At 62.5% G+C, this 25,592-nt stretch carries 24 protein-coding genes; 9 read left to right on the top strand and 15 right to left on the bottom strand.

Going from position 1 to position 25,592, the window contains the following annotated elements; genetic code table 11:
- Positions 1-18 precede the first annotated feature (18 nt).
- From AC3YMN_RS07585 to glgX, 6 genes are all read right to left on the bottom strand, one after another.
- Positions 19-795, bottom strand: a complete 777-nt coding sequence (locus AC3YMN_RS07585; protein WP_489889545.1) for an SDR family NAD(P)-dependent oxidoreductase — start codon at positions 793-795, stop codon at positions 19-21.
- Positions 792-1,787, bottom strand: a complete 996-nt coding sequence (locus tag AC3YMN_RS07580) for an ABC transporter permease (protein WP_489889544.1) — start codon at positions 1,785-1,787, stop codon at positions 792-794. The genes AC3YMN_RS07585 and AC3YMN_RS07580 overlap by 4 nt, the downstream gene beginning before the upstream one ends.
- Positions 1,788-1,857: 70 nt before the next feature.
- On the bottom strand, positions 1,858-2,868 hold the full coding sequence (locus tag AC3YMN_RS07575) for a sugar ABC transporter substrate-binding protein (RefSeq protein WP_489889800.1): 1,011 nt from the start codon (positions 2,866-2,868) through the stop codon (positions 1,858-1,860).
- 54 nt (positions 2,869-2,922) lie between these two features.
- The gene (locus AC3YMN_RS07570; protein WP_172121670.1) at positions 2,923-3,699 is read right to left on the bottom strand and encodes an ATP-binding cassette domain-containing protein; all 777 of its coding nucleotides are present in this window, start codon (positions 3,697-3,699) and stop codon (positions 2,923-2,925) included.
- Positions 3,700-3,835: 136 nt separating this feature from the next.
- Positions 3,836-6,154, bottom strand: a complete 2,319-nt coding sequence (locus AC3YMN_RS07565) for an AI-2E family transporter (RefSeq protein ID WP_489889543.1) — start codon at positions 6,152-6,154, stop codon at positions 3,836-3,838.
- Between the two features lie 126 nt (positions 6,155-6,280).
- A complete protein-coding gene (gene glgX / locus AC3YMN_RS07560) occupies positions 6,281-8,368 on the bottom strand; it encodes a glycogen debranching protein GlgX (RefSeq protein ID WP_489889542.1) in 2,088 nt (695 codons plus the stop codon).
- Positions 8,369-8,691: 323 nt separating this feature from the next.
- On the opposite strand from glgX, the gene AC3YMN_RS07555 reads away from it, so the two are divergent.
- Positions 8,692-9,054: a hypothetical protein gene (locus AC3YMN_RS07555; protein WP_489889541.1), complete on the top strand. Its 363-nt coding sequence runs from the start codon at positions 8,692-8,694 to the stop codon at positions 9,052-9,054.
- A 43-nt stretch (positions 9,055-9,097) separates the two neighbouring features.
- Here AC3YMN_RS07555 and deoD read toward each other — a convergent pair whose 3' ends face one another.
- Positions 9,098-9,808, bottom strand: a complete 711-nt coding sequence (deoD, locus tag AC3YMN_RS07550; RefSeq protein ID WP_489889540.1) for a purine-nucleoside phosphorylase — start codon at positions 9,806-9,808, stop codon at positions 9,098-9,100.
- Between the two features lie 131 nt (positions 9,809-9,939).
- Here deoD and argC point away from each other — a divergent pair, with 131 nt between their 5' ends.
- The 4 genes from argC (at position 9,940) to leuB (ending at position 13,350) form a co-directional block, all read left to right on the top strand.
- A complete protein-coding gene (argC, locus tag AC3YMN_RS07545) occupies positions 9,940-10,890 on the top strand; it encodes an N-acetyl-gamma-glutamyl-phosphate reductase (protein WP_127754939.1) in 951 nt (316 codons plus the stop codon).
- Between the two features lie 341 nt (positions 10,891-11,231).
- Entirely contained in the window at positions 11,232-11,837 is a 606-nt protein-coding gene (gene leuD, locus AC3YMN_RS07540; protein ID WP_127754940.1) for a 3-isopropylmalate dehydratase small subunit, read from the top strand.
- 11 nt (positions 11,838-11,848) lie between these two features.
- Positions 11,849-12,238, top strand: coding sequence for a RidA family protein (locus tag AC3YMN_RS07535; RefSeq protein ID WP_489889539.1), 390 nt, complete (start codon positions 11,849-11,851; stop codon positions 12,236-12,238).
- An 11-nt stretch (positions 12,239-12,249) separates the two neighbouring features.
- Entirely contained in the window at positions 12,250-13,350 is a 1,101-nt protein-coding gene (gene leuB, locus AC3YMN_RS07530) for a 3-isopropylmalate dehydrogenase (RefSeq protein ID WP_489889538.1), read from the top strand.
- Positions 13,351-13,395: 45 nt separating this feature from the next.
- On the opposite strand, the gene AC3YMN_RS07525 is transcribed toward leuB, so the two are convergent.
- From AC3YMN_RS07525 to ffh, 3 genes are all read right to left on the bottom strand, one after another.
- The gene (locus tag AC3YMN_RS07525) at positions 13,396-14,274 is read right to left on the bottom strand and encodes a glycosyltransferase family 25 protein (protein WP_489889799.1); all 879 of its coding nucleotides are present in this window, start codon (positions 14,272-14,274) and stop codon (positions 13,396-13,398) included.
- 184 nt (positions 14,275-14,458) lie between these two features.
- Positions 14,459-14,833, bottom strand: a complete 375-nt coding sequence (gene rpsP / locus AC3YMN_RS07520) for a 30S ribosomal protein S16 (protein ID WP_489889537.1) — start codon at positions 14,831-14,833, stop codon at positions 14,459-14,461.
- A 27-nt stretch (positions 14,834-14,860) separates the two neighbouring features.
- Positions 14,861-16,438: a signal recognition particle protein gene (ffh, locus tag AC3YMN_RS07515; protein ID WP_489889536.1), complete on the bottom strand. Its 1,578-nt coding sequence runs from the start codon at positions 16,436-16,438 to the stop codon at positions 14,861-14,863.
- 288 nt (positions 16,439-16,726) lie between these two features.
- Between ffh and AC3YMN_RS07510 the strand changes: the two genes are divergently transcribed.
- Positions 16,727-17,536, top strand: coding sequence for an exodeoxyribonuclease III (locus AC3YMN_RS07510; protein WP_489889535.1), 810 nt, complete (start codon positions 16,727-16,729; stop codon positions 17,534-17,536).
- Positions 17,537-17,539: 3 nt separating this feature from the next.
- Here AC3YMN_RS07510 and AC3YMN_RS07505 read toward each other — a convergent pair whose 3' ends face one another.
- The 3 genes from AC3YMN_RS07505 to AC3YMN_RS07495 all read right to left on the bottom strand — a co-directional run bounded on the left by AC3YMN_RS07505 (position 17,540) and on the right by AC3YMN_RS07495 (position 19,639).
- Entirely contained in the window at positions 17,540-17,986 is a 447-nt protein-coding gene (locus tag AC3YMN_RS07505; RefSeq protein ID WP_127754946.1) for a cyclic nucleotide-binding domain-containing protein, read from the bottom strand.
- Positions 17,987-18,099: 113 nt separating this feature from the next.
- A complete protein-coding gene (locus AC3YMN_RS07500) occupies positions 18,100-18,783 on the bottom strand; it encodes a response regulator transcription factor (RefSeq protein ID WP_127754947.1) in 684 nt (227 codons plus the stop codon).
- Positions 18,784-18,952: 169 nt separating this feature from the next.
- Positions 18,953-19,639: a YggS family pyridoxal phosphate-dependent enzyme gene (locus tag AC3YMN_RS07495; protein WP_489889534.1), complete on the bottom strand. Its 687-nt coding sequence runs from the start codon at positions 19,637-19,639 to the stop codon at positions 18,953-18,955.
- A gap of 128 nt (positions 19,640-19,767) precedes the next feature.
- Between AC3YMN_RS07495 and leuS the strand changes: the two genes are divergently transcribed.
- The 3 genes from leuS to holA are packed head-to-tail and all read left to right on the top strand — an operon-like array spanning position 19,768 to position 23,899.
- Positions 19,768-22,386, top strand: a complete 2,619-nt coding sequence (gene leuS, locus AC3YMN_RS07490; RefSeq protein WP_489889533.1) for a leucine--tRNA ligase — start codon at positions 19,768-19,770, stop codon at positions 22,384-22,386.
- The gene (locus tag AC3YMN_RS07485) at positions 22,373-22,876 is read left to right on the top strand and encodes a hypothetical protein (protein ID WP_489889532.1); all 504 of its coding nucleotides are present in this window, start codon (positions 22,373-22,375) and stop codon (positions 22,874-22,876) included. The genes leuS and AC3YMN_RS07485 overlap by 14 nt, the downstream gene beginning before the upstream one ends.
- Positions 22,877-23,899 (top strand): DNA polymerase III subunit delta, encoded by a 1,023-nt coding sequence (holA, locus tag AC3YMN_RS07480; protein WP_489889531.1) that lies wholly within the window; start codon positions 22,877-22,879, stop codon positions 23,897-23,899.
- Positions 23,900-23,902: 3 nt separating this feature from the next.
- Here holA and AC3YMN_RS07475 read toward each other — a convergent pair whose 3' ends face one another.
- The gene (locus AC3YMN_RS07475) at positions 23,903-24,772 is read right to left on the bottom strand and encodes a ParB/RepB/Spo0J family partition protein (protein ID WP_489889530.1); all 870 of its coding nucleotides are present in this window, start codon (positions 24,770-24,772) and stop codon (positions 23,903-23,905) included.
- A gap of 10 nt (positions 24,773-24,782) precedes the next feature.
- Entirely contained in the window at positions 24,783-25,583 is an 801-nt protein-coding gene (locus AC3YMN_RS07470; RefSeq protein WP_489889529.1) for a ParA family protein, read from the bottom strand.
- Between the last annotated feature and the right edge of the window lie 9 nt (positions 25,584-25,592).

The following is a 25,592-nucleotide window of genomic DNA, read 5'->3' as shown; positions in this document are numbered from 1 at the left end:
ATGTTGGCGATCCGCTGTCTAGACGCCGCTGGGGCGCATGCGGAAGTCGTTGCCCTCGGGCAGCAACTGACCACCATCTACGACAATGGTGGTGCCAGTGATATAACTGGCCTCGTCGGAAGCCAGAAACAAAAACGCGTTAGCAACATCCCTGGCGCTACCCAGCCGCCCCAGGGGAATGGCGCTTTCCATATCGGCGATGAAAGCCGGGCCGCGATGCTCCTGCATCGCTTCGGTCAGGATATTGCCGGGCTCGACGCCATTGACGGTGATGCCATAGGCGGAAAACTCCAGCGCCGCCGAGCGGATAAAGCCGTTGATGCCGGCCTTGGTCGCGGCGTAGTGGCCGTGGCCCGGGCTGGTGACATGCGGCCCGGTAATCGAGGAGGTAAAAAGGATCCGCCCCGAGCCTTGCGCCCGCATCGGCGCTAATGCCGCTTTGGCGGCATTGAACGAGCCGCGCAGATTGACCGCCATGACGCGATCCCAATCGGCTTCCGAAGTGTCCTCGATCAACTGCCAGGGATAAACGCCGGCATTTTGCACGATGATATCGAGCCGCTCATAGGCGGATAATGCCATAGCCACGGCCGCTTCCGCATCGGCCAGCCGCGAAATATCGGTGGCGATGAACTTCGCACCCAACTCCTCGGCCGAGGCGCGACCGGCCTCGGCTTCCCAATCGGCCAGAACGAGGTTGGCGCCTTCCTCGGCAAAGCGCAGCGCAATGCCTTTGCCAATGCCGCGGGCTGCCCCGATGATCAGGGCCGTCTTGCCCGCCAGCCTGTCGCTCATGCCAATTGCTTTCTGATGGTTTGTTTGAGGGTATCGAGCAGCACCGCCGCCAAGACCAGAAGGCCATGGATGACTTGGGTGTAATGAGCCGGCAGGCCCATGAGGTTGATGGCGGTGTTGATCGACGAGAGCAGCAGCACGCCGGCATAAACGCCGGGCAGCGAGCCGACCCCACCCTTGAGGCTGACGCCCCCGATCACCACCGCGGCAAAGGCATTGAACAACATGCCGGCGCCTAGATTGGCGGTAGCTCCCGAGGTGCGAATGGCGAGGAGCCAACCGGCCAGGGCGGCAATGGCCCCTGAAAGGACAAAGGCTGCCATCAGCACCTTGTTGACCTTGATGCCCGCGCGAAACGCGGCGCCTTCATTGCCCCCGATCATCAGCAGGTGACGGCCGAACCGGGTTTTCGCCAGGGTGAAGGAAAAGGCCACAAAGCAGAAAATGGCGATGTAAGCGGTAAGGGGAATGCCAAGGAAGCGCTGGATGCCGAGCCAACGCAATTCGGGTGCCAGGTTCTGCGCCGAGCGCCCGCCAGACAGCGCCACGACGAGACCGCGCACCCAGATAAAGCTCGCAAGGGTCACGATGAAGGCATTCATCTTGACCTTGACCACGAGAAAGCCGTTAAGCACGCCGATGGCGCCGCCCACCAGCAGGCCGGCGCCAAGCGAGACTGGCACAACCAGCCAGCCCGGTGTCAAAGTTATGCCAAGGCCGATGCCAGACGAAGCAAAGAGTATCCCCGTGACCATGGCGCTGAGCGCGGCGACCGATTCCACCGACAAGTCCATGTGGCCGGCGATGATCACCAGCGCCAGGCCAATGGACATGACACCCAGAACGCTGGATTGCTCGATGATGTTGGCGAAGATGCCGGGCTGGAAATAGTTCGGGATAACAGCCGAAAAGATTGCCAGCACCGCGAGCAGCATGAACCACACAAGGTTATCGAGCACGAACTCGAGCGCTTGGCGTTGGCGAGGCGGCATGGATGAGCTTCCGGGAGGGCTATGGACATAGGCTCCCTCCCGACGGGGGAGGGAGCAGAGGGTTCATTGGTTAATCAACCGGCGTGATCGGCTGTGCTGGCGGCTGCCCGTTGCCCCAGAAAGCGGGGTCATCCACATTTTCGGCGGTGACCGCGGCACCCGGAATCTTGATCGTGGGGCCCCAGTCTTCGACCGTCACCGCTGAAGTCAGCCCGAGCACATCATATTCGCCGGGCTCGATGGGCTCCTTGGCAACGATCTTGTCCATGAACATCGCCACCGCCGCGGCCTGCGCATAGAGCGGCTGCTCGACTTCCACCTGCATCCAGCCATCGCGGATCAGCTGCAGCGCAACCGGGGCACCATTGGAGCTCATCACCAGGACATCGCCAGGCTGCTTGCCGGCCGACTCCAGCGCCGCGACGGCCGCGACGGATAGATGCGCTGCGTGGCTGAAGACGATGTCGATGTCGGGATTGGCCAGCAGCTGGTCCGACACAATGGTGCCGGCATTGCTCGCTTCCCACATCATGGCGGGTTGGCTGATGATGGTGACCTCGGGAAGGGCCGCCATCTTCTCTTCAAAGCCCTTCTGAATATCGAGGGTGTAGGGGTCACCGGGGTCGCCCAGCACCTGCAGCACCTTGCCTTTGACCGCGCCGTTCTTTTCGGTCAGCAGCCGCTCGACCTCTTGGGCGGCGACATAGCCAATCTCGATCGTGCCGGCGACCGAGGTGAAGTCCGAAACGGTAGAGGAAATCTGCCGATCAAACTGGATGACGGGAATGCCGGCCGCCCGCGCCGCATCAACGGAAGGCGCCAGGGCATTGAAGTCCACTGCTGCCAGGATAATAGCCGTCGGGGCCAGGGTGATGACGTCGTTCATCTGCGATTGCTGCAAGTCGGTCTTGTTGTCGGCATTGAGCGTCGTCATGTCGTAGCCGACCTGCTCGAGGAACATTTCGAGCGCACTGACCGAGCCGGTCTGGAATTCATCCAAGAGGGTCGGGACCATGTAGTAGACCGTGCCCTTGTCCTGGGCATAGGCCGGGCTCAACAAGGCCGCGCCACTCGCCGCCATGAGCAGGGTCGATTTCAGCAGTTTGTTCAAAACATCGCTCCTCAAACCGGATCGCTACTGCCCCGCGCCCAAGGCCGGTCCGGATCCGGTCAAGGTTTCGCCCGTGATCATGCCGATCACTGCGTCCGCATTGGTTTGACTGCGCGCCACATCGCCGGCCACCACGCCCTGGCGGATCACCACGATGCGGTCGGCAACCTGAAAAGCCTGCTGCATGATATGGGTGATGATGACGACGCCGATGCCCTGCGCGGCGACCTGGCGGATCATCTGCAGGCCCCGCCGGGTTTGCTCGACGCCGAGCGCCGCAAAGGGCTCGTCCAGCAAGACCAGCTTGCCGCCCCAATGCACGAATCGATTGAGCTCAATCGCCTGGCGCTGCCCGCCCGACAGATGCTCGACCTTGGTGCGCAGGGAGGGAATGCGCGTGCCCGCATCGGCCAGCGCCTTGGCGGTTTGCCGCTCCATGGTGGCTTCATCGAGCACGCGAACGCCCAGCACCTTGCGCGTCAGCTCCCGCCCCATGAAAAAATTGCCGACCACATCGATATTGGTGCAGAGCGACAGGTCCTGGTAGACCGTCTCGATCCCGGCGGTTTTGGCTTCGGAGGGGGAACGGGGGCGGAAGTCGCGTCCCTCGAACCGCATGCTGCCCGAACTGGCCTCCAGCCCGCCCGAGATAATCTTAACGAGAGTCGACTTGCCGGCGCCGTTGTCGCCCAGAAGGGCGATGACCTCGCCCTTGCGAATGGAAAAGGACACTCCTCGCAGCGCTTCCACGGCGCCAAAGCTCTTGGTGATACCATCGAGCTCGAGGAGAGGCTGGTTCACGCGGCCACTCCGCAAGCCGCGACGAATAGGCAGTTCAACCTGCCAACCACACCATCTGCCGCGCCAACTACCATGCCGCCGTGCCCCCTCAATAGGCAGCAGACTGGCAGCGCCTAAATTTCAAGTCAATCGGCAATCAATGGCTCCTGCTGCCCTCGCCCGGTCCCTTTCCTGAACCGCTCGCCACGGCAAGGTGGCCGTTGGCAGCATCCTGCATTAGGTGCAAGGCCAACAGGCTGAGCTTTTCGGCGTCCTCGGCGCCAAAACTGCTGCGCGCTTCCTGGTCCAAGAGCGACAATGCGCCGACGATTTCCCCATCGCCGCCGACCAGCGGCACCGAAACACAAAACCCGATGCCGTTCTCGAGCAGGGCGGGATCGGCGGAGAAACGCGCGTCCGAACGCACATCGGTCACCACCACGACCTCGCCCGTGCTCATGGCGAGAGCGGCCACCGTGCTGGCGCCATGCGGCGTCGCGGGCGTGGATGAACCATTGCTGCCGCCGGCCTCGTCCTGGCGCAAGTCCACCACCGCAACAGGCACTTCCATGGTCACCGCAATTTCCCGCAGGCGTTCGGCCACGGGTCCCTCAGGACGAGCGAGTTGCCGGATCCAGGCCATGTCGGCGGCCGCGCCAAGCGGGTCGATTGCTTCGAGAGCCGGTGTCCCCCCTTCGGGCTCAGCCATCTCGACGCGCACGGCAGTGGCTGCTTCCTCGATATTGCGCGCCACCACGTCCACGTTCAGCTCACCCGCTTCAGCCGTCGCCATGTCGTCGTTGAACACGCAGGCGATTACGACAAGGCCGGGCTGGCGACGGTGTAGACGGCGCGCCACATAGCGCAGATAGCTGCGCATGCTCTCGCCGAGATAACACAGGCACACCACCCGCACGCCTTCGAGATCGAGTTGGCCGATGCTTTCCTGGCGGACGGCCAGGGGCGGCATGACGCTGATGGCATATTCGGTTTCCAGCAGCCGCCCGAGCAACAGTGCGGCCGAGCCGTCGAGCTCGGTGCGCCCGCCGATGCAAAGCACCTGGGGCTTCTCCGCCTCCACCGCATGGCGGCCCAGATCATCGTCGAGGTCGTCCACCACGCCCGAAAGGCTTTCCACCACCCGCCGACGGTGGGCGACATCGTTGGCGTTGGTGTCGAGGTCTGCTTCCGCCAGGCGCAGCGCGGGCATGGCGATCTCCTGGTAAAAGCGCTGCAGATCATGCTCGCCGACATATTCTTCGGCCAGCTCGATGGCCTCCACCGTGTTGCCCGCCACCAGCCGCTGGTAGAACCGCTCCGTCGGTTCTAGCACCGGCTCGCTGCCGAGGAGCGTCTCGAAAAACTGCAATTGGGGCACATAGCGGCCGAGCACGACCAGGCACACGGTTATGGGCGTCGACAGGATCAGGCCGATCGGTCCCCATAGTGTGGCCCAGAACATAGCCGCCACCAACACCGCGAGCGGTGACAGCCCGGTGCTCGAGCCATAAAGCCGCGGCTCGATGGCATTGGTGGTGACGAGCTCGAGCGTCGCGAACAGCGCCACGGAATAGAGCAGCATCGACCAGCCCGGATCCACCGCAAAGGCGAGGGTAAAGGGGATTGATGAGGCGATCAGCGTACCGACAAAGGGGATGTAGCGGAAAATGGCCGCGAGCAAGCCCCAAAGCACCGCATTGGGCACCCCGATCAGGCTGAGGCCCGTCCCGTACACCACCCCATAGGAAAGGTTGACGCAGAACTGCACCAGCAGATAGCGCCCGACGCGGGCGGCCGCTTCGTTCATTACCTTGGTGCTTGTGCGCAGATCGCCCCGGCTGACGAGTTTGAGGAAGCGGTCGCGCAGGTCTTCGCGTTCAAGCAGAAGGAAAATCAGGAACACTGCAACGATAGCGGCGGTGGTCAGCGGCCCCAGCACGGAACTGAGCACCGATTGCACCATGGCGAGTGGGCCAGCGGCATCATTGGTGATCACGACCGGCATGGGCCGCGTGGTTTCGGCGCCATCCGCTGCTTCAAGCTGCCCCTGCAGCTGGCCGATCGCATCCCCAAAACTGCTGAGGAACCCCGTGCCGCCCTCCCCGCCCAGGGTTTGCTGCAGCGCAGTAAATTTTTCGATTACCGTGGTCTGGTAGCGCGGCAGGTCGCCCGCGAGCTTGATCAGCTGGGTGGCGACGATATAGCCGATGGTCGACAGCACTGCGCCTGCCAGCAGCACGGCCAGCAGCACTGCCACGATATGGGGCAGATGCAGCCGCCGCAGCCGATGCACCACCGGCGCCAGCGCGAAAGCCAGCAGCACCGCCAGGACCAGCGGCACGAAAATGCCCGCCCCCAGATAAAGCACCACAATGGTCATTCCGATAAAGGCGGCGGTGACCAAGGTGTTGGTTGGCGGGGCGCCCTTGTAGTTGACCGCTCCGACCAGGGGAGGAGTGTCGTGCGGATCGCTCATGGGTGAATACCTGAAAGGCCGCGAGATTGCTGCGCCAAGGCAACGGCCACGGCCCCTCCCGGTTCCGTTACTGCGCGCCCTCGGCGCAGAATGACGCAAGGGGTGCCCTCAGGCACCCCGGCAAGGTTAGCGCAGCAGCAGCAGCGAGCGCGAGGTCATCCTTACGGGCTCGCCCGCTGTAAGCTTGCGGACTTCCTCGCCAGTGACGGCAGCAGTGTTGATCTCGACCAGCCATTCATGGCCACCTTCCCGCTCGGGCACGACGAAATCCACGTCGCCGTCATGGGGATTGAACAGCACCAGCACCTCCCACCAGGTGTCGGGCTGGCCCTTGAGATCCTCGCGCGCCAGATGCAGGCCGATCGTGGTGGCGCCAGCGTCTTCCCAATGCTCGTCCTGTTGTTCCCCGCCCCCGGGATTGAACCAGGTAACGGTCATGCCGTCGCGCCAATTGGCGCGCCGCAGCAGCGGCTGTGATTGCCGGAGCGCAATCACCTGGCGCACAAACTCGGTCAATTCAGCGGTGGAGGCAGGCCGTTCGTCCCAGTTCACCCAGGAGATCTCGCTGTCCTGGCAATAACCGTTGTTGTTGCCCAGCTGCGAGCGGCTGAACTCGTCGCCCGCCAGGATCAGCGGCGTGCCATGCGAAAGCAGGAGCGTCGCCAGCATGTTGCGCTTTTGCCGTTCGCGCACTTCATTGATGCCGGCATCGTCGGTTGGGCCTTCCGCGCCGTAGTTATAGGAGCGGTTATCATTGTGCCCATCATTGTTGTCTTCGCCATTCGCCTCATTGTGCTTCTCGTTGTAGGAAACGAGGTCATTGAGGGTAAAGCCGTCATGGGCGGTAATGAAATTGACGCTCGACCAAGGGCGGCGGCCGCGTAGATCATAAACATCGCCCGATCCGGTAAAGCGGGCCGCAAAATCGCGGACGGTGTTGTCCTCGTCGCGCCAGTAATCGCGCACGGTATCGCGATATTTGTCGTTCCATTCCGACCAGCCGGGCGGAAAGCCACCGACCTGATAACCCCCCGGGCCGATATCCCAGGGCTCACCCACAAGCTTGACCTTGCTCAGCACCGGGTCCTGCCCGACCGCTTCGAAAAAGCCGCTTCGCTCGTCAAAGCCATAGGGCTCGCGCCCCAGAATGGTGCCCAGATCGAAGCGGAAGCCGTCGATATGCATCTGCTCGACCCAGTAGCGCAGGCTGTCGGTCACCATCTGCAGCACGCGCGGATGGCTGGTGTTGACCGTGTTTCCGGTACCTGTATCGTTGATGTAGTAGCGCGGCTCGCCCGGCATGGTGCGATAATAGGCGAAATTGTCGATGCCCTTGAACGAGAGGGTCGGGCCCATTTCGTTGCCTTCGGCGGTGTGGTTGTACACGACGTCGAGGATCACCTCGATGCCGCCGTCATGGAAGGCGCGCACCATGTCGCGGAACCCGTCGAGGCCGCGCGGGCCGAAATAGCGGTTCGCCGGCGCGAAAAAGCCGAGAGTATTATAGCCCCAGAAATTCTTGAGCCCGCGATTGAGCAGGAAATCGTCATCGGGGAAGAAGTGCGTCGGCAGCAGTTCAACCGAAGTCAGGCCCATGCTCTTGATATAGTCGACCACCGCCTTGTGGCCCATTCCTTCGAAAGTGCCGCGCAGGTTTTCGGGGATCGCCGAATTGAGCTGGGTGAAGCCCTTCACATGGGTTTCATAAAAGATGGTCTGGTCCCATGCGATATTGGGCTTGCGATCGCCGCTCCAGTCATAGCCACGCGGATCGATCACCCGCGCCTTGGGCATGCCTGCGGCGTTGTCGCGCTCGTCAAAGGACAGATCCTTGTCTTCGCTATCGGTGATGTAGCCGAAATGGGCGGGCGACCACTGCACATCACCCACCAATTCACGGGCATAGGGATCCACCAGCAGCTTGTTGGGATTGAACCGATGGCCGTTCATGGGATCATAGGGACCATGGACGCGATAGCCATAAAGAGTGCCGGGTCCTACACCGGGCAGATAGCCGTGCCAGATCTCGTTGGTATATTCGGGAAGGGTGATGCGCTCTTCCGCCCCACTTGCCGGATCGAACAGGCACAGCTCCACCCGATCGGCATGAGCGCTGAACAGGGCAAAATTGGTCCCGTCCCCGTCCCAGTGAGCGCCCAGCGTGGTGAAATCACCGGGCAGGACCTGGCGGGAAGACGAGCTTGTAATCGACATGGAGCGGGAACCCTTGATTGACGCCGCTCAACGTCGCTAGGCCCTTCGAAGTTGCCTCAAATCCGTGGCGTTAATGCGCCAAATTGGCTGCGACGGGGGGCGGCGGTAACCTCGTCTTCACTATGCGGGCCCTACAAGGAAGGCGCACGGTATGTACCGGGTACGTGCAAACAGCGTCAGTGAGGCGCCTGTCCATTTGGTTGGGCAGGCGCCCTACGCTGAACCGAAAATGAACCAGGCGATATGGTTTGGTTCAGAGCCCAGCGGTTAGAACCGAGCATGCTTTTGAGGGCATGATCATTTTAAAACCCTGAGGTTCTCCCATGAAACTCCCCGCTTTTTCTCCCCTCCTGCGTGCTGGGGCCGTGGCACTGGCACTGGGTGTCACCGCAGTTTCGGCCATGCCGGCCCAGGCCCAGTCCAATAGCCCCAGCCTGTCGTTCAGCTTCCAGAACGGCAATGGTTATGGCTTTTCGGTTGGCGAACGCCACCGCCCGCAGCGCGATTGCATGAGCGATCGTGAGGTGCGGCGCCTGGTGGATCGCGCCGGCTATCGTCACGTCCGCATCTATGCTTCGGGCGACCGCTATGTTCGCGTCCGGGGTGACGAAGGTCGCCGCTCCTATATCGTGACTGTAGACGCCTGCCGCGGCCGCATCATCGATCGCGACCGGGTTCGCCGCTGATCCAGGGGGCCCGGCCTTGCGCCGGGCCCTTCCCTGACCGCAATCAGCCTGCAATGGCCACTTCAAGCGCCAACTCCACCATCTCGCGAAGGGAGCTTTGCCGCTCTTCGGCGCTGAGCTCCTCCTTGGTGATGATGCAATCGGTCATGGTGCAGATGGCGAGCGCCCTCGCCCCGAACCGGGCGGCGAGCGTATAAAGCGCGGCCGCCTCCATCTCGACGCCCAGAACGCCATGTTCGGGCAAGGCGTCGTAACCGGCCATCCCATCGGCATGATAGAAGATATCGGCCGACAGCATATTGCCAGCGTGAAAGCGCAGCTTGAGCTCTTCGGCGCGCTCGGCGGCACGGCGCAACAGCCCAAAATCTGCGATCGGGGCAAAACTATAGGGGCCAAACCGCCCCTTGACGATGGAGCTGTCGGTGCAGGCCCCTTGGGCCAGGATTACGTCGCGCACCTTGACCTTGGTGTTGAGGCCGCCACAGGTGCCCACCCGGATCAGCGTCTTGCAGCCATAAACATTGATGAGCTCATGCACATAGATCGAGAGCGAAGGCTGCCCCATTCCGCTCGCCTGCACCGAAACCCGCCGGCCCTGATAGGTGCCGGTATAGCCCAGGCAATTGCGCACGCTGTTGACCTGCTGCGCATCGGCGAGGAACGTTTCGGCAATCCATTTAGCCCGCAGCGGATCGCCCGGCAGCAGCACGGCATCGGCGTAATCGCCCGGCTTTGCATGATTATGCGGCGTCATCGGTTGCGTCCCTGGCTGGTTTCGGAGACAAAACCCTGCCATCGGCCGCCCCTCCGGGCAAGGCCGGCGGCTTGACGCCGCGTCGGACGCGGCCCATCTAGACGAGCAACACGAGGAGCGCGAAACAGCACATGGCCGCCAAGATCTTCATCGATGGGGAAGCTGGAACCACCGGATTGCAGATCCGCGAGCGTTTGCAGGAGCGGCGCGATCTCGAACTGCTCACCATCCCGCCCGAGCGGCGCAAGGATGCGGGCATGCGCGCCCAGCTGCTCAACGAGGCCGATGTGGCCATTCTCTGCCTGCCGGACGATGCCGCCAAGGAAAGCGTCGCGCTGATCGAGAACACCACCACCCGCGTGATCGACGCCTCCACCGCGCACCGGGTGAACCCCAACTGGGCCTATGGCTTTGCCGAGATGGACCGCGCACAAACCAAGGCGATTGCCGAAGCGCGCTTCGTGGCCAATCCCGGCTGCTGGCCTCAAGGCGCCATTGCCGGGCTGCGCCCGCTGATCGCTGCGGGCTTGCTGCCGGCCGATTACCCGGTGACGGTTAATGGCGTGTCGGGCTATTCGGGCGGCGGTCGGCAGATGATAGAGGAATATGAAGCCGCCGGTGCCAGCGCCAGCCACTTCATGCCCTATGGCCTGACCTTCCAGCACAAGCATGTGCCCGAGCTTACCCAATACGGCACCCTCCAGCGCGAGCCGCTGTTCCAGCCGGCCGTTGGCGATTTCGCCCAGGGCATGCTGGTGGCCGTGCCGCTGCAGCTGGGCATTCTGCCCAAGGCCCCGACCGGCAAGCAACTACATGCCGCTTTGGCCGACCATTACGCTGCCATTCCCGACAGCTTTGTGGACGTGGCGCCCTTCGAGGCCGTGGCCAAGACCCCGGCGCTCGATCCACAGCACCACAACGACACCAACCGCATGACCCTGCACGTCTTCGCCAATGACGATCGCGCCCAGGCGCTGCTCGTGGCGATCTACGACAATCTGGGCAAGGGCGCCTCGGGCGCTGCCGTGCAGAACCTCAACCTGATGCTCGGCGTGGACGCGCGCGAAAGCCTCGCGGCTTAAGGCAAGCCCCCAAACCTGACGACGGCAGGACGATCACCGCCGCCCCACCCTCGATGTCACCCGGCCCCATCACGAAATCCAGCCCCCGCCGCAAGGTGCTCCACCAGGGCACCTTGAGCACCTTCCACCAACACCTCAGAACGGGTCCCGGCTCAAGGCCGGAATGACAGCTGGCTGATAAGGCCACCTTTGAGCCCTTCCAAACGCCGGGAATTCCCTCTTCCACCCCAAAACCACTCCGCAGGCGTAACCAAGAGTACGCCAGCGAACGGTTTCCCCCCAACTCGACTTGACCCCATCCCCGCTTTCGCGCAAAGACCAAGCCAAAGCGAGGTTTTCCGATGGACAAATTCACCACCCTGACCGGTGTTGCGGCGCCATTGCCGATCATCAATATCGACACCGATATGATCATCCCCAAGCAGTATCTGAAAACCATCAAGCGCACGGGCCTGGGCACCGCGCTGTTTTCGGAAATGCGCTACAACGAAGACGGCACCGAAAACCCCGATTTCGTGCTCAATAAGCCGGCCTATCGCGGTGCCAAGATCATCGTGGCCGGCGACAATTTCGGCTGCGGCTCCTCGCGCGAGCACGCCCCTTGGGCGCTCTTGGATTTCGGCATCCGCTGCGTGATCTCGACGAGCTTTGCCGATATTTTCTACAACAACTGCTTCAAGAACGGCATCCTGCCGCTGGTCGTCAGCCCCGAGCAGCTCAAGCTGCTGCTGGACGATGCCGAGCGCGGCTCCAACGCCACCCTGACCATCGATCTGGAAGCACAGACCGTTCAGGGTCCCGATGGCGGCACCATCCATTTCGATATTGATCCCAGCCGCAAGCAGATCCTGCTCGAAGGCCTCGACGATATCGCCGGCACGCTCAAATCCGACCCGTCCATCGCTGGCTTTGAAAGCAAGATGGCCGTGGACCGCCCCTGGCTCTAAGGCTCCCGGCCATGGTGCAGCGCGTTTCTACCGGCTCGCCGTTTGAAACCGACTTTGGCTATTCCCGCGCCGTCCGGCACGGGGACACCGTCTATGTTTCGGGCACCACCGGCTATGACTATGCCAGCATGGTCATGCCCGAGGGCGCGGGCGATCAGGCCCGCAATGCCCTCTCGACCATCGATGCGGCCCTGCGTGAACTGGGCTGCACGATCGCCGACACCGTCCGCGTCGTTTACTACGTAGCCGACTGCTCACATGTCGCGGACGTCGTAGCAGCGGTCGGACCGGTTTTCCGCACGGTCCGCCCCGCCGCTACCATGCTGATCGTGCAGATGATCGAGCCCGGCATGAAGATTGAAATCGAAGTCACCGCCCGCCTGGGCGCCTCCAACTCTTGAAAGCACAAAATATGGCCACCCATTCCCTCTTCCTCTTGCCCGGCGATGGCATCGGCACCGAGATCATGGTGGAGGTCGAAAAGCTCATTGATTGGACCAATGGCGAGCAGCTGACCGATTTCTCGATCGATACCGGTCTTGCCGGTGGCGCCGCCTATGACCAGCATGCCGTCGCGATCACCGATGCAGACGTGGCCAAGGCGCTCGCGGCCGATGCCGTGCTGTTTGGCGCGGTGGGCGGCCCGAAGTGGGACAATGTCCCCTATGAGCATCGCCCTGAGGCGGCCCTGCTGCGCCTGCGCAAGGAAATGGCCGTGTTCGCCAATCTGCGCCCCGCCATCTGCTACCCCGCCCTGGCCGACGCCTCCTCGCTCAAGCGCGAGCTGGTGGAAGGCCTTGATATCCTCATCGTGCGCGAACTGACCGGCGGCGTTTATTTCGGCGAGCCCAAGGAAATCACCGATCTGGGCAACGGCCAGAAACGCGCCGTCGACACCCAGGTCTACGAGACCTATGAGATCGACCGCATCGCCCGCGTCGCCTTCGATCTCGCCCGTACCCGCCGCGGTCTCGTGCACTCCGCCGACAAGAAGAACGTCATGAAGTCCGGCGTGTTCTGGGATGAAGTCGTGCACCAGGTGCACAAGGACTACTCGGACGTCGAGCTGCGCCATATCCTCGCCGACAACGCCGCCATGCAACTCGTGCGCAATCCCAAGCAGTTCGACGTCATGGTCACCGACAACCTGTTCGGCGATATCCTCTCGGACGTGGCGGCCATGCTGACCGGCTCGCTCGGCATGCTGCCCTCCGCCGCGCTGGGTGCACCCGATCCGGTGACGGGCAAGCGCAAGGCCTTCTACGAGCCCGTGCATGGTTCGGCCCCCGATATCGCCGGCCAGGGCATCGCCAACCCGATCGCCATGATCGCGAGCTTTGCCATGTCCCTACGCTACAGCTTTGGCATGGTGGAACTCGCCGGCAAGGTCGAGGACGCCATCTCGGCCGTGCTCAGCGACGGGTTGCGCACCCGCGACATCGCCCAGGACAACCGCAAGACTGTGGGCACCGAAGAAATGGGCTCCGCGATCCTCGCCAAGCTCAAAGCGTAAGCGCAGAGTATTTCGCGCCTTGATCTTGGCGTCGAAAAACAAAGCTCAGCCTTCTTGGGCCTGAAACCTGAAGTGACTGAAATCCGCCCTCTGCATAAAAGCTAGGGCGGATTTCCCAACCTCAACGTCACGACGGATGAATTCTAGTTCGGCCATGCGACGTCGGTATTTACCATGCAAAAGTTCAATTGCTCTCGCTATACGATGCCGGTCAGCGGACTGGTCGGTTGACGTCAACAAAGCCTGCCTAGCTACTCGCTCTTCCACTTGGCTGCGCGTGTGAATCGTCGTCGACAGATTGTGCTCAAGTACAGGCGTAGGAAACAGCCCATAAACACCGTTACCAACCTCCCAATAGCGATCCAATAGATCATCGACTGGAAAAGCGATGAGGTTGGTGGCCCTGATCGCCGAGACAACCCGCGTCGCGCCCCTGCGACTAAGCATATAGGCTTGGGCGCCTCCAGGCGACCAAGTGAAACGGACCAGCTGGGAGCGAGCAAAGTAGACAACCGGTCGAGCCGGTGCATGCGCCCTGCAATACAACCGAAGATAATCGATATCACTGGCCACAAGCAGCCTTGCTGCCTCGCCAAAATCAAACCAGGGGTCAAGGTAAAGATCGTCTTCCAGGATGAGAAGAACATCTGACTGACCGGCGGTAATCCAATTCTCCCAGATGGCCAGGTGGCTGGCGAAGCAGCTTAACTCCGCCGGGGACAAAGTCCGCCCACGCCGCTGATATGCAGTTCGATCGTTATAAGCCAGATTTTTTTCAACATGACTGACCGGATCAAAAAACTCGTAGGTCGCACATGCCAAACTAATGTTTGAGGCGATCGCCGCTTTCATGCTGCGACGTCGCTCGATTGAGTTTGGAAGTGAGAGAATCCGAATGTCTAGCTGCGGTGTTGCGCCCGGCATCATACAAGCTCTCTACAATTCTCTTCCAGCCGTAATTTGCTCGTTATTGTGAAGTTGAGAAACAGGGTAAACCTACGGAGGGGCATACTAAGCATTTGTGCCAAGTCGGTGCATGTAGAAGTCCAAAGCAAAAACCCCGGCGCTTGCGCACCGGGGTTCTTCTGGCAGTCGCCAAAAAGCCGAATTACTCGGCGGCAGCGTCCTCAGCCGGAGCATTGGCAGCAGCGGCCTTGGCGGCCTTTTCTTCAGCGCGCTGGGTAGCCTTCTCGCCGGGCTTGCCCTTGTTGGGGTTGTTGCGCGGATCGCGCTTGGTCAGGCCCGCATTGTCAAGGAAGCGCAGCACGCGGTCGGTCGGCTGGGCGCCAACTTCGAGCCAATGCTTGGCGCGCTCGCCGTTCAGCACGACGCGGTTCTCGGCGTCCTTGTTGAGGAGCGGATTGAACGTGCCCAGCTTTTCGATGAAGCGGCCATCGCGGGGCGAGCGGGCATCGGCAACAACGATGTGGTAGAACGGGCGCTTCTTGGTGCCACCACGAGCCAGACGGAGCTTGAGAGCCATTTTTGTTTCCTAGGTTTGGTTGAAGGGTTATTTTTTCTTGCCCAGGCCAGGCAGGCCGGGGAAACGGGGAGCGCCGCCAAGGCCGGGTAGACCCGGGGCGGATTTGAGCAGCGAGCCGACATCGGTCGGCAGCTTTTCGGTCAGCTGCGGCTGGACGGAGGGCAGGCCCTGCAACTGCTTGGGATCGATGCCGGCCTGGCGGGCCATGGCTTCGAGTTGTGCGGGATCCATCTTGCTTAGGTCCGGCATGCCGCCCAGCATATTGCCCATCTTGCCGCCGAACATGCCGCCAAGTGCGCCCATGCCGCCCTTGGAGACCTTTTTCATCATATCGGCCATCTGCCGATGCTGCTTGATGAGCTTGTTGATTTCGCTGACTTCCACCCCCGCGCCAGCGGCAATGCGCTTGCGGCGCGAGGCATTGAGCAGGTCAGGCTCGGCCCGCTCCTTCTTGGTCATCGAATTGATGATGGCGACCTGGCGATCAAAGATCTTTTCGTCCACATTGGCGCCGGCCATGGCCTTTTTCATCTGGCCCATGCCCGGCAGCATGCCTATAAGGCCACCCATGCCGCCCATCTTCTTCATCTGCAGCAGCTGGTTGCGCAGGTCCTCGAGGTCAAAGGAGCCCTTCTTGAGCTTCTTGGCCATCTTGGCGGCGTCTTCGGCCGACACATGCTCTGCGGCGCGCTCGACGAGGGAGACGATGTCCCCCATCCCCAGGATCCGGTCGGCAATGCGCGAGGGATGGAAATCCTCGAGCGCATCCATCTTTTCGCCCACGCCGATCAGCTTGATCGGCTTGCCGGTGGCGGCACGCATCGAAAGCGCAGCGCCCCCGCGGCCATCGCCATCGACCCGAGTAAGGACGATACCCGTGACATCGAGCCGCTCATCGAACGAGCGCGCCACATTGATCGCGTCCTGACCGGTCAGGGCATCGACGACCAACAGGATTTCGTGCGGATTGGCGATCGACTTGATCTGGGTCGTTTCGACCATCAGCTCTTCATCGATATGGGTGCGACCGGCGGTGTCGAGCACCAGCACGTCAAAGCCGCCCAGCCGGGCTTCGCGCGCGGCGCGGCGCGCGATCTCGACCGGGGTTTCGCTGGCGACGATCGGCAAGGTGGCAACGCCCACCTGCTCGCCCAACACGCGCAGCTGCTCCATGGCAGCGGGGCGGCGGGTATCGAGCGAGGCCAGCAGCACCTTCTTTTTCTGCCGGTCCTTGAGACGCTTGGCGATCTTGGCCGTGGTCGTGGTCTTGCCCGAGCCCTGCAGACCCACCATCAGGAGGGTTACGGGCGCAGGCGCATTGAGATCGATCGCAACGGCGTCCTCGCCCAGCACGGCAACGAGCTGGTCGTGGACGATCTTGACCACTTGCTGGCCGGGCGTGACCGAACGGGTGACTTCGGCGCCTACCGCGCGCTCGCGCACCTGTTCCACAAAGGCACGCACCACTTCGAGCGACACGTCGGCCTCGATCAGCGCGCGGCGGATTTCGCGCAGCGCTACATCGACATCGGCAGCGTTGAGCGCACCGCGCCCTCGCAGTCCCTCGAAGATCTTGCCAAGCCGGTCTGAAAGGCTCTCGAACATGAACTTGTCCTTTATTCTCTTCGGGTGATCCGAGGAGAGATAAGATCCATCAGCCCAAACGCCAAACCCACCCGCGGGCGCAACGCGCTGGCGGATGGTGGCCTCCGGGATCGTTTTATACCACTTGGGGTCCCGGTCGGCGGGTCAGGTACGGCCTGATGAATGGGTGCTGCATAGAATTTTCGCGTCCCCGAGTCAAGGAAAGCCCGGCCTGCGCCCCTTTAGCGGCTGGACGCCCGCCGCTCCGCTCAGCCATAAGGGCGCCACCCCGAACAACTGGATCCACCCATGCCGATTGCCGTTGTTAGCTGGAACATCAACTCGGTGCGCTTGCGCCTGCCCATGGTGCTCGACTTTCTCAAGCAATATAGCCCCGATGTGCTGATGCTCCAGGAGATCAAGTGCACGGAGGATCAGTTTCCCCGCGTGGCCTTTACCGAAGCTGGCTATCCCCACCATGCGGTGCATGGGCAAAAGGGCTATCATGGCGTCGCCATCATTTCTCGCTTCCCGCTCACCGACATTGCCACCCGGCAGTTTTGTGACATCGATCACTCCCGCCACATCTCGGCCCGGCTCGACTGGGGCAGTGGACCGGTGACCCTCCACAACTTCTATATTCCGGCCGGCGGGGACGAGCCCGATGCCGAGATCAACGTCAAGTTCAAGCACAAGCTCGATTTCCTCGACGAAATGGCGCTCTGGTTTGCCGAACCTCAATTCGCCCAGGGCCAGCTCATCGCCGGTGACTTCAATGTCGCCCCGCACGAGAACGATGTGTGGAGCCACAAGCAGATGCTCAAGGTCATCAGCCACACCCCCGCCGAAACCGAGCGGCTCGCCGCGCTGCTGGCCGGCGGACACGGCTGGGTGGACCTGATCCGCAAGCACGTGCCCTATGACCAGAAGCTGTTTTCCTGGTGGAGCTATCGCGGGCTCGACTGGGAGAAAAGCAACCGCGGTCGCCGACTTGACCACATCTGGGCCACCGCAGACGTGGCCGCCCATTGCTCGGGGGCCGAGATCATCAAGCCGGCGCGCGGCTGGACGGAAAAGCCCTCTGACCACGTGCCGGTGATCGCCCAGTTTGGCCTGTGACGCCTAGCGCTTGAACTTGTTGCGAATGGGCTGCAGCGCTTCGAGATAGCTGCCAAGGTCGGCCTGGATGCGCTCGGCCACGCGCTGCGCCAGCACCGGGGACTGCTGCACCAGCTTCATGAAAGCGTGCCGCGGCACGAAAAACACCTGGGCTTCGGTCAAAGCAGTGATGGTGACGGGACGAGGCTTGGCCAGGATCAGCGCCATGGCAGAAACAACGCTGCCGGGCTCATCGATTGTATAGGGGGCCGAGCCGTCGCCTTGTGGCGCCACCTGCAGGACTCCCTCGAGCAGCACAAAGGCGCCGCTCGGAATCTCGCCGGCCCGGTACAGCACCTGTTCGGCGCCGAAATGCTGCTGGTCGCCGGCAAAGGCCAGCATGCGCCGCTGCTCGTCGTCGCACATTTCCAGGAACTCGGCCCGCGCCAACATCGCGGCCGTATCGTCCATAACTGTCGCCCTATCCAACTAAGCTAGCGCCCACACTCCGGAAGCCCCGAAGCACTGCGCCAAGCTATAGGGCAATTCGGCTTCTGCTTTGAACCCCCTTTAGCGCCCATTGCCTAGGGGACGAGCCGATAGCCCCCTTCTTCGGTCACCAGCAGGCGGGCATGGGAGGGGTCGCGCTCGATCTTCTGGCGCAGGCGATAGATGTGGGTTTCGAGCGTATGGGTCGTGACGCGGTTGTTGTAGCCCCATACTTCCTTGAGCAGCACATCCCGGGTGATGGTTTTTGGGCCCTGCCGGTAGAGATATTTGAGGATCGAGGTTTCCTTGTCGGTCAGGCGCACCTTGCCCCCGTCATTGGCCTCGAGCATCTTGGCGGCCGGCTGAAAACTATAAGGGCCGATGGTGAACACCGCGTCCTCGCTCTGGTCGTGCTGGCGCAGCGCCGAGCGGATGCGCGCCATCAGCACCGGAAAGCGGAAGGGCTTGGTCAGATAGTCATTGGCGCCCGATTCTAGCCCTTTGATCTGGTCGGCATCGCTGGTCTGCCCCGTCAGCATCAGGATCGGGCTTTTGAAGCCCTCCTGGCGCAGGATCTTGACCGCCTCGCGCCCATCCATGTCGGGCAGGCCGACATCGAGGATCATGAGGTCAATATTGTTTTCGCGGGTGGCCTTGAGCGCATCATTGGCGCTGGCAGCCTGGACGATCTCGAATTCCCGTTCGTCTTCGAGTTGATCCACCATGGTCTGGCGCAGATCCGCATCGTCATCGACCAGAAGAATGCGGCGCTTGTTCATGAATTCGCTCCGGACTTGGACCAGGGCGAGTGCAAACGGCTGCCTGCAGAAAGGCAAAGGGGCCGGTCACGTCGCCGTTACGGTGATAAGCAACGGAACACGACGCCCAGAAGTTGCAGTGCGGGCACAAAGCGGCGCAAGTTTATCTCTTGCTAACCATTTGCCTCATCTAAGCAAGCGGCGGTCGGGCCCCGAACAAGGCCGAGCCCACCCGTACATCGGTGGCGCCCATGGCGATCGCCGTTTCGAAGTCCCCGCTCATGCCCATGGACAGGCGCGACACCCCGGCCGCCCGGCCCAGCGTGGCCAGATGAGCAAAATAAGGCCCCGGCGGCACCCCATCGGGTGGGATGCACATCAACCCCACCACATCGAGCCCATGCACGCTCCGGCAGCGCTCCACAAACGCCACGGCTTGGGCCGGCGCAATGCCGCTCTTTTGCGGTTCTTCCCCGATATTAACTTGAACATAGCAGGGCAGGCGCCGTTCGGCCCGCGCCATTTCCGCCGCGAGTACCCCAGCCAGGTTGTCGCGATCAACCGTCTGGATCACGTCGAACAAGCCTACCGCTTCTCGCGCCTTGTTGGTTTGCAGCGGGCCGATCAGGTGCAGTTCCACGCCGGAATACCGCTCCCGAAGCGCCGGCCACTTGCTTTTGGCCTCCTGCACGCGGTTTTCGCCGAACACGCGCTGCCCGGCCTCAAGGAACGGCTCGATCGCTTGCGCATCGAAGGTCTTGGACACCGCTACGAGCTTGACCTCGGCCAACCTTGGCTCAAAGCGCGCCTGCGCCCGCGCGATGCGATCGCGGATTTCGGCCAGGCGCGCCGGCGCGTCCACTGCAGTCTCGCTCACGCTTTTGCCCTGTTGCTGTTGACCTGAGGGGTGATTTCTGATGATGGTCCGGTAGCCAAAATCCCCAATAAACGCAAGCAGCTTCGGCCTTTCGGCAGACTGCGCATTTGCCCCCAAGGACTGATAGATTGAGCGGCGAACGCTATAATCCGCGCGAAATGGAACCGCACTGGCAGCAGGTCTGGGACCAGCGCCAAAGCTTTGTGACCTCCAATGATGACCCGCGCGAGCCCTATTACGTGCTCGAAATGTTCCCCTATCCTTCGGGGCGCATCCATATGGGCCATGTGCGCAACTATGCCATGGGCGATGTCGTCGCGCGCTATCACCGCGCCCGCGGCAAGAATGTGCTGCACCCCATGGGCTGGGACGCTTTCGGCCTGCCGGCGGAAAATGCCGCGATCGCGCGCAAGACCCATCCTGGCACCTGGACCCGCGCCAATATCGCGACCATGAAGGGCCAGCTCAAATCCATGGGCCTGTCCATCGACTGGACGCGCGAATTCGCCACCTGCGAGCCCGAATACTACAAGCACCAGCAGGCCATGTTCATCGACATGATGGCGGCCGGCCTCGTTACCCGCAAGCAAAGCAAGGTGAACTGGGACCCCGTCGACATGACCGTGCTCGCCAATGAGCAGGTGATCGATGGCAAGGGCTGGCGCTCGGGCGCCGTTGTGGAACAGCGCGAGCTGACGCAGTGGTTCTTCAAGATCTCCGACTTCGCCGAAGAGCTGCTCGAAGCGCTTGATGGCCTGACCGAGTGGCCCGAAAAAGTGCGCACCATGCAGCGCAACTGGATCGGCCGCTCCGAAGGCCTGCGCCTGCTGTTTGAGATGGTACCCAACAACACCGTCAATGCCGGCAGCATCGAGGTCTTCACCACCCGCCCCGACACCATTTTCGGCGCCTCCTTTGTCGCCCTTTCTCCCGATCATCCCCTGACCGCGGAATTGGCGCGCAGCAATCCGGCGCTGGCCGAGTTCGTCGAGGAAACCCGGCGCCTCGGCACGGCAACGGAAACCATTGAAAAGGCCGAGAAGAAGGGCGTCTTCACCGGTCTTCAGGTCAAGCACCCCGTGCTGGAAGGTCAGACCCTGCCGGTCTATGTCGCCAATTTCGTGCTGATGGACTACGGCACCGGCGCCATTTTCGGCTGCCCGGCCCATGACCAGCGCGACCTCGATTTCGCGCGCAAATACGACCTGCCGGTGATCCCGGTCGTGCTGCCACCCGACGCCGATGCGGCCAGCTTTGCCATTGGCAATGAAGCCTATGTTGACACTGGCCACATCTTCAACTCCGGCTTCCTCTCCGGTCTCTCCATTGCCGAAGCCAAGACCGCCGCAGCGCTGTTCTTTGCCGAGCGTACCGTCGACGGCAAGCCGCAGGGCAAGGTGGAAGTCAATTATCGGCTCCGCGATTGGGGCGTCTCGCGTCAGCGCTATTGGGGCTGCCCGATCCCGGTGATCCATTGCGAGGTCTGCGGCACCCTGCCCGTCCCCAAAAAGGACCTGCCGGTGGTGCTGCCAGAGGATGTCACCTTCGACAAACCCGGCAATGCCCTCGATCACCACCCGACCTGGAAGCACGTGCCCTGCCCGCAATGCGGCGGCCCGGCCCGGCGCGAAACCGACACCATGGACACCTTCGTGGACAGCTCCTGGTATTATGCGCGCTTCACCGCGCCTCAGGCCGAAACCCCGACCGTCCCCGACATTGCTAATCGTTGGTTGCCGGTGGATCAGTATATCGGTGGCGTCGAGCACGCGATCCTGCACCTGCTGTATTCGCGCTACTTCACCCGCGCGATGAAGGCGACCGGCCATGTGGGGCTCGATGAGCCGTTCAAGGGCCTCTTCACCCAGGGCATGGTCACCCACGAAACCTATCGCTCGGCTGCGGGCGAATGGGTCGCCCCGGTGGACGTCGTGCTCGAAACCAGCGGTGAAACCCGCTCCGCCACCCATCTCGAAACCGGCGCGCCGATCAGCATCGGCTCGGTCGAAAAGATGAGCAAATCCAAAAAGAACGTGGTTGATCCCGACGAGATCGTTGCCACCTATGGTGCCGATACTGCGCGCTGGTTCATGCTCTCGGACTCCCCGCCCGAGCGCGACGTGCAGTGGACAGAAGCCGGCGTAGAAGGCGCCAGCCGGTTCCAGCAGCGCATCTGGCGGCTGGTGGGCGATACGGTGGCCCTGCGCGCCCAGTCGCATGACCTGTCCACGGTTGCCGCGGACGAAGAAGCCACCGCCGTGCGCCGTGCCGCCCACCGCGCGGTGCAGCAGGTCGCAGACGACATCGAAGGCCTCCGCTTCAACCGCGCTGTCGCCCAGATCTATGAGTTGACCAATGCTCTCGTACGCTCCTCGGGTCTGGTGTCGGCCGCTCCGGCAGCGCGCCTCGCGGCGCTCGAGGAAGGGGTTGGCTATCTTGTGCAGCTGATCGCCCCGATGATGCCGCACCTGGCAGAAACCTGCTGGCAGGCACTGGGCCGCGACGGTCTCGTGGCCGATGCACCCTGGCCCCAGGTCGATCCGGCGCTCCTCGTGGACAATGACGTGGTCATGCCCATCCAGGTCAACGGCAAGCGGCGCGGTGAAATCACCGTAGCCAAGGGCACCGCCGCCGCCGAGATCGAGCGCATGGTCTTGTCACTCGAAGCGATTGCCCGCATGCTGGAGGGCAAGACACCGCGCAAGATCGTCGTGGTGCCGGACAGGATCGTCAATGTCGTGGTCTAGCCCACTCCGGAGCGCATTGCTCGCTCTTGGCCTTGTCGCTGCTGCAGCCACCCTGAGTGGCTGCAGCTTCTCGCCGGTCTATGGGCAAGCCAATGCGGCGCGGGTCGAGCAGTTTGCCCTGAGCTTTGCCAAGCCGGGCAACCGGCTTGAGCAAATCATCTACCAGGAGCTGGCCCAAAGCTTCAGCAATTCAGCCACCGCGACGCCGCGCGAGGCCCGCGTCAGCCTCGCCGTCGGCTACGCCGATGCGGCGCTATCGCAAACTGGCAGCCCGTTCAAGCCGCTCGAAGTGACCATCACCGGCACCCTGACCGTGGCAGCCCTGCCCGGTGGCAAGCCGATCATGCTGACCCGCACGGCGACAGCGAGCTTCACCAAGAATGATCAGGTTCTGGCCGATCGCATGGGCGGCACCGAAGCGGCCGAACGCGCCGCCCAATCGGTCGCCGAGTCGCTGCGTCTCGGGCTCCTGGCCGTCCTGTCGCGCTAGGTGAGCGCGCTCAAGGCTCATGAGGTCGCGCGCTATCTCGCCCGGCCGGACCTTCGCGAGGGCATTTTCCTCGTCTACGGACCCGACACCGGGCTCGTTCGCGAAACCGCGCAGACCCTGATCCGCCGCCTCAGCGGCGATGATCCCGAAGCCGCCGATGTGATCGTGCTCGACAGCGCCCAGCTCGATGCCGACCCTTCCCTGCTGGTGCTCGAAGCGCGCAGCACCTCGCTGTTTGGCGGCAAGCGCATCATCCGGGTTCGGGGCGCCGGCAAGAACCTCGTCATGCCGCTGACGCAGTTACGCGACGATCCCGGCGGCTCCGCCATTGTGCTTGAAGCCGGCAATCTGGCCCCGCGGGACGCGCTGCGCGCCCTCGTGGAAGCAGCCAAGCTTGGCCGCGCCCTGCCCTGCTATGCCGATACGGACGAGACCCTCTCGGCGCTGATCCGGGAAACCTTCAACGCCAAGGGCATCCGGGCCGATGGGGACGTAGTCTCCACACTGCTCGAAATCCTGGGCAATGATCGCGAAGTCACCCGGCGCGAGCTCGACAAGCTCAGCCTTTACGCTGCCGCCAGCAAGCAGCTGACGCGCGAGGACGTGCTGCACCTATGCGCCGATAATGGCGCTCTCGTCATTGATTCGATCATCGATGCAACTGCTGGCGGTCATGCCGAGCGGCTGGAACTGACGCTGAACCGCGCTCTGAGCGGCGCCGTTGATCCGCAGCGGCTGCTCGCCACGGCCACCATTCACTTCGCCAATCTGCGGCGCTGGCGCACCGAAGTCGACAAGGGCCGCAGCCCCCGCGATGTCCTGGATAGCTTGAAGCCCAAGCCGCATTTCTCGCGCCGCTCGAGCCTCGAGCAGCAGCTGCGGCTTTGGTCTGATACTGCACTAGGCACGGCGCTGGAGCGGCTGCTGCTCGCCACCGGCGAGTCGCGCCGTCGCCCGGCCTTGGCCGAACCGGTGCTGCGCCGTGCTTTGCTGAGCATCTGCACGGCGGCCGCAAGCCATTAAGGCCTAGTTCCCGGCGCCAGTCAGCCGATGGCAAATGCCGTCGAGTTGTTCCATGGTCTTGTAGCGAATCTCGATCTTGCCGCCCTTGTCGCCATGATTGAGCGACACCGAGAGCCCCAGCGCGTCCGATAAGCGCCGCTCCAGCGACACCGTATCGCTGTCGCGCTCCGCCGGCGTGCTGCGCTTCTTGGGCGCAACCTCACGCTGTTGGCTCAACGCCTCGGCCTCACGCACGGACAGCCCTTCATCCACGATCTGCCGCGCCAGTCTAGCCGGATCTTCCGCCGTGATCAGAGTGCGGGCATGGCCCGCGGTCAAATCGCCGCTCGAGACCATCTCCTTGACGTCTTCGGGTAGGCGAAGCAGCCGCAACGTATTGGCGACATGCGAGCGGCTCTTGCCGATCACCTGCGCCAGATCCTGCTGGGTATATTCGAACTGCTCCATCAGCTGACCATAGCCCATGGCCTCTTCGAGCGGATTGAGATCGGCCCGCTGCACGTTCTCGATGATGGCGAGCTCGAGGGCTTCCTTGTCCCCGACCTCCCGCACGATCACCGGAACATCATGCAGGCCCGCCTTTTGCGCGGCTCGCCAGCGGCGTTCCCCGGCGATGATTTCGAACAGATGCGGATCTTCGCTCGGGCGCACCAGCAGCGGCTGCATGATGCCTTTCTCGCGAATGGAATTGGTCAACTCTTCGAGCTGATCGGCATTGAAGGTACGGCGGGGATTGGACCGGTTCGCAATGATGAATTCGACCGCGAGGCGCTTAGTCCCCTGCATGTCGGTGACCCGATTGCCTTCCATCGTCGCCATATCGCCGATCAAAGCCGCAAGCCCGCGGCCGAGCCGCGTTGGTTTATCGTTCATTAACGCTCTCCTAAGCCGCGTTGAGCTGGCGCTCGCGCCGAATAACTTCAGTGGCCAATCGCAGATAGGCCTGGCTGCCGGCACATTTCAAGTCGTAGAGCAAAGCGGGTTTACCATACGATGGTGCTTCACTCAGGCGCACGTTGCGCGGAATGACCGTGTCATACACCAATTCGCCCATTTCGCTGCGCACATCATGCAGCACCTGCTCGGACAAATTGTTACGGCGATCGAACATCGTCATCACCACGCCTTGGATCGAGAGGCGCGGATTGAGCGTCGAGCGGATCTGCTCGATGGTCTGCAGCAGCTGGCTCAAACCCTCAAGCGCAAAGAATTCGCATTGCAGCGGCACCAGTACAGCGTCGGCGGCGACCAGCGAATTGATGGTTAAGAGGTTGAGCGAGGGCGGGCAGTCAATCAGCACATAGCTGATCGCCTGGTCATGGATCTTGAGGTCACCCAGAGCTTTGAACGCGTTGCGCAGCTTGAAGGCGCGGTCTGCCTGCGCGGCAATGGTCAGCTCGACGCCAAGCAAGTCCATGGTGGATGGAACGATCGCCACATTGGGAACGCTGGTCAAAACAGCCGACTCGACCACGGTCGCTTCGCCCACCAGCAGGTCGTAGGCGGAAATCTCGCGTTCGTTGCGGGCGATACCAAGACCGGTGGAAGCATTGCCCTGTGGGTCGAGGTCCACGATCAGCACGCGTTCGCCAATGGCAGCGAGAGCGGTGGCCAGGTTGATGGCGGTTGTAGTTTTACCCACGCCGCCTTTCTGGTTCGCCAATGTGAGAATACGGGGTGCCAAATTCGCCTC

The organism is Devosia sp. Z11_6, from assembly GCF_058133665.1.
The sequence above is the reverse complement of the archived record's forward strand: the minus strand, read 5'-3'. Positions and strand labels throughout refer to the sequence as shown.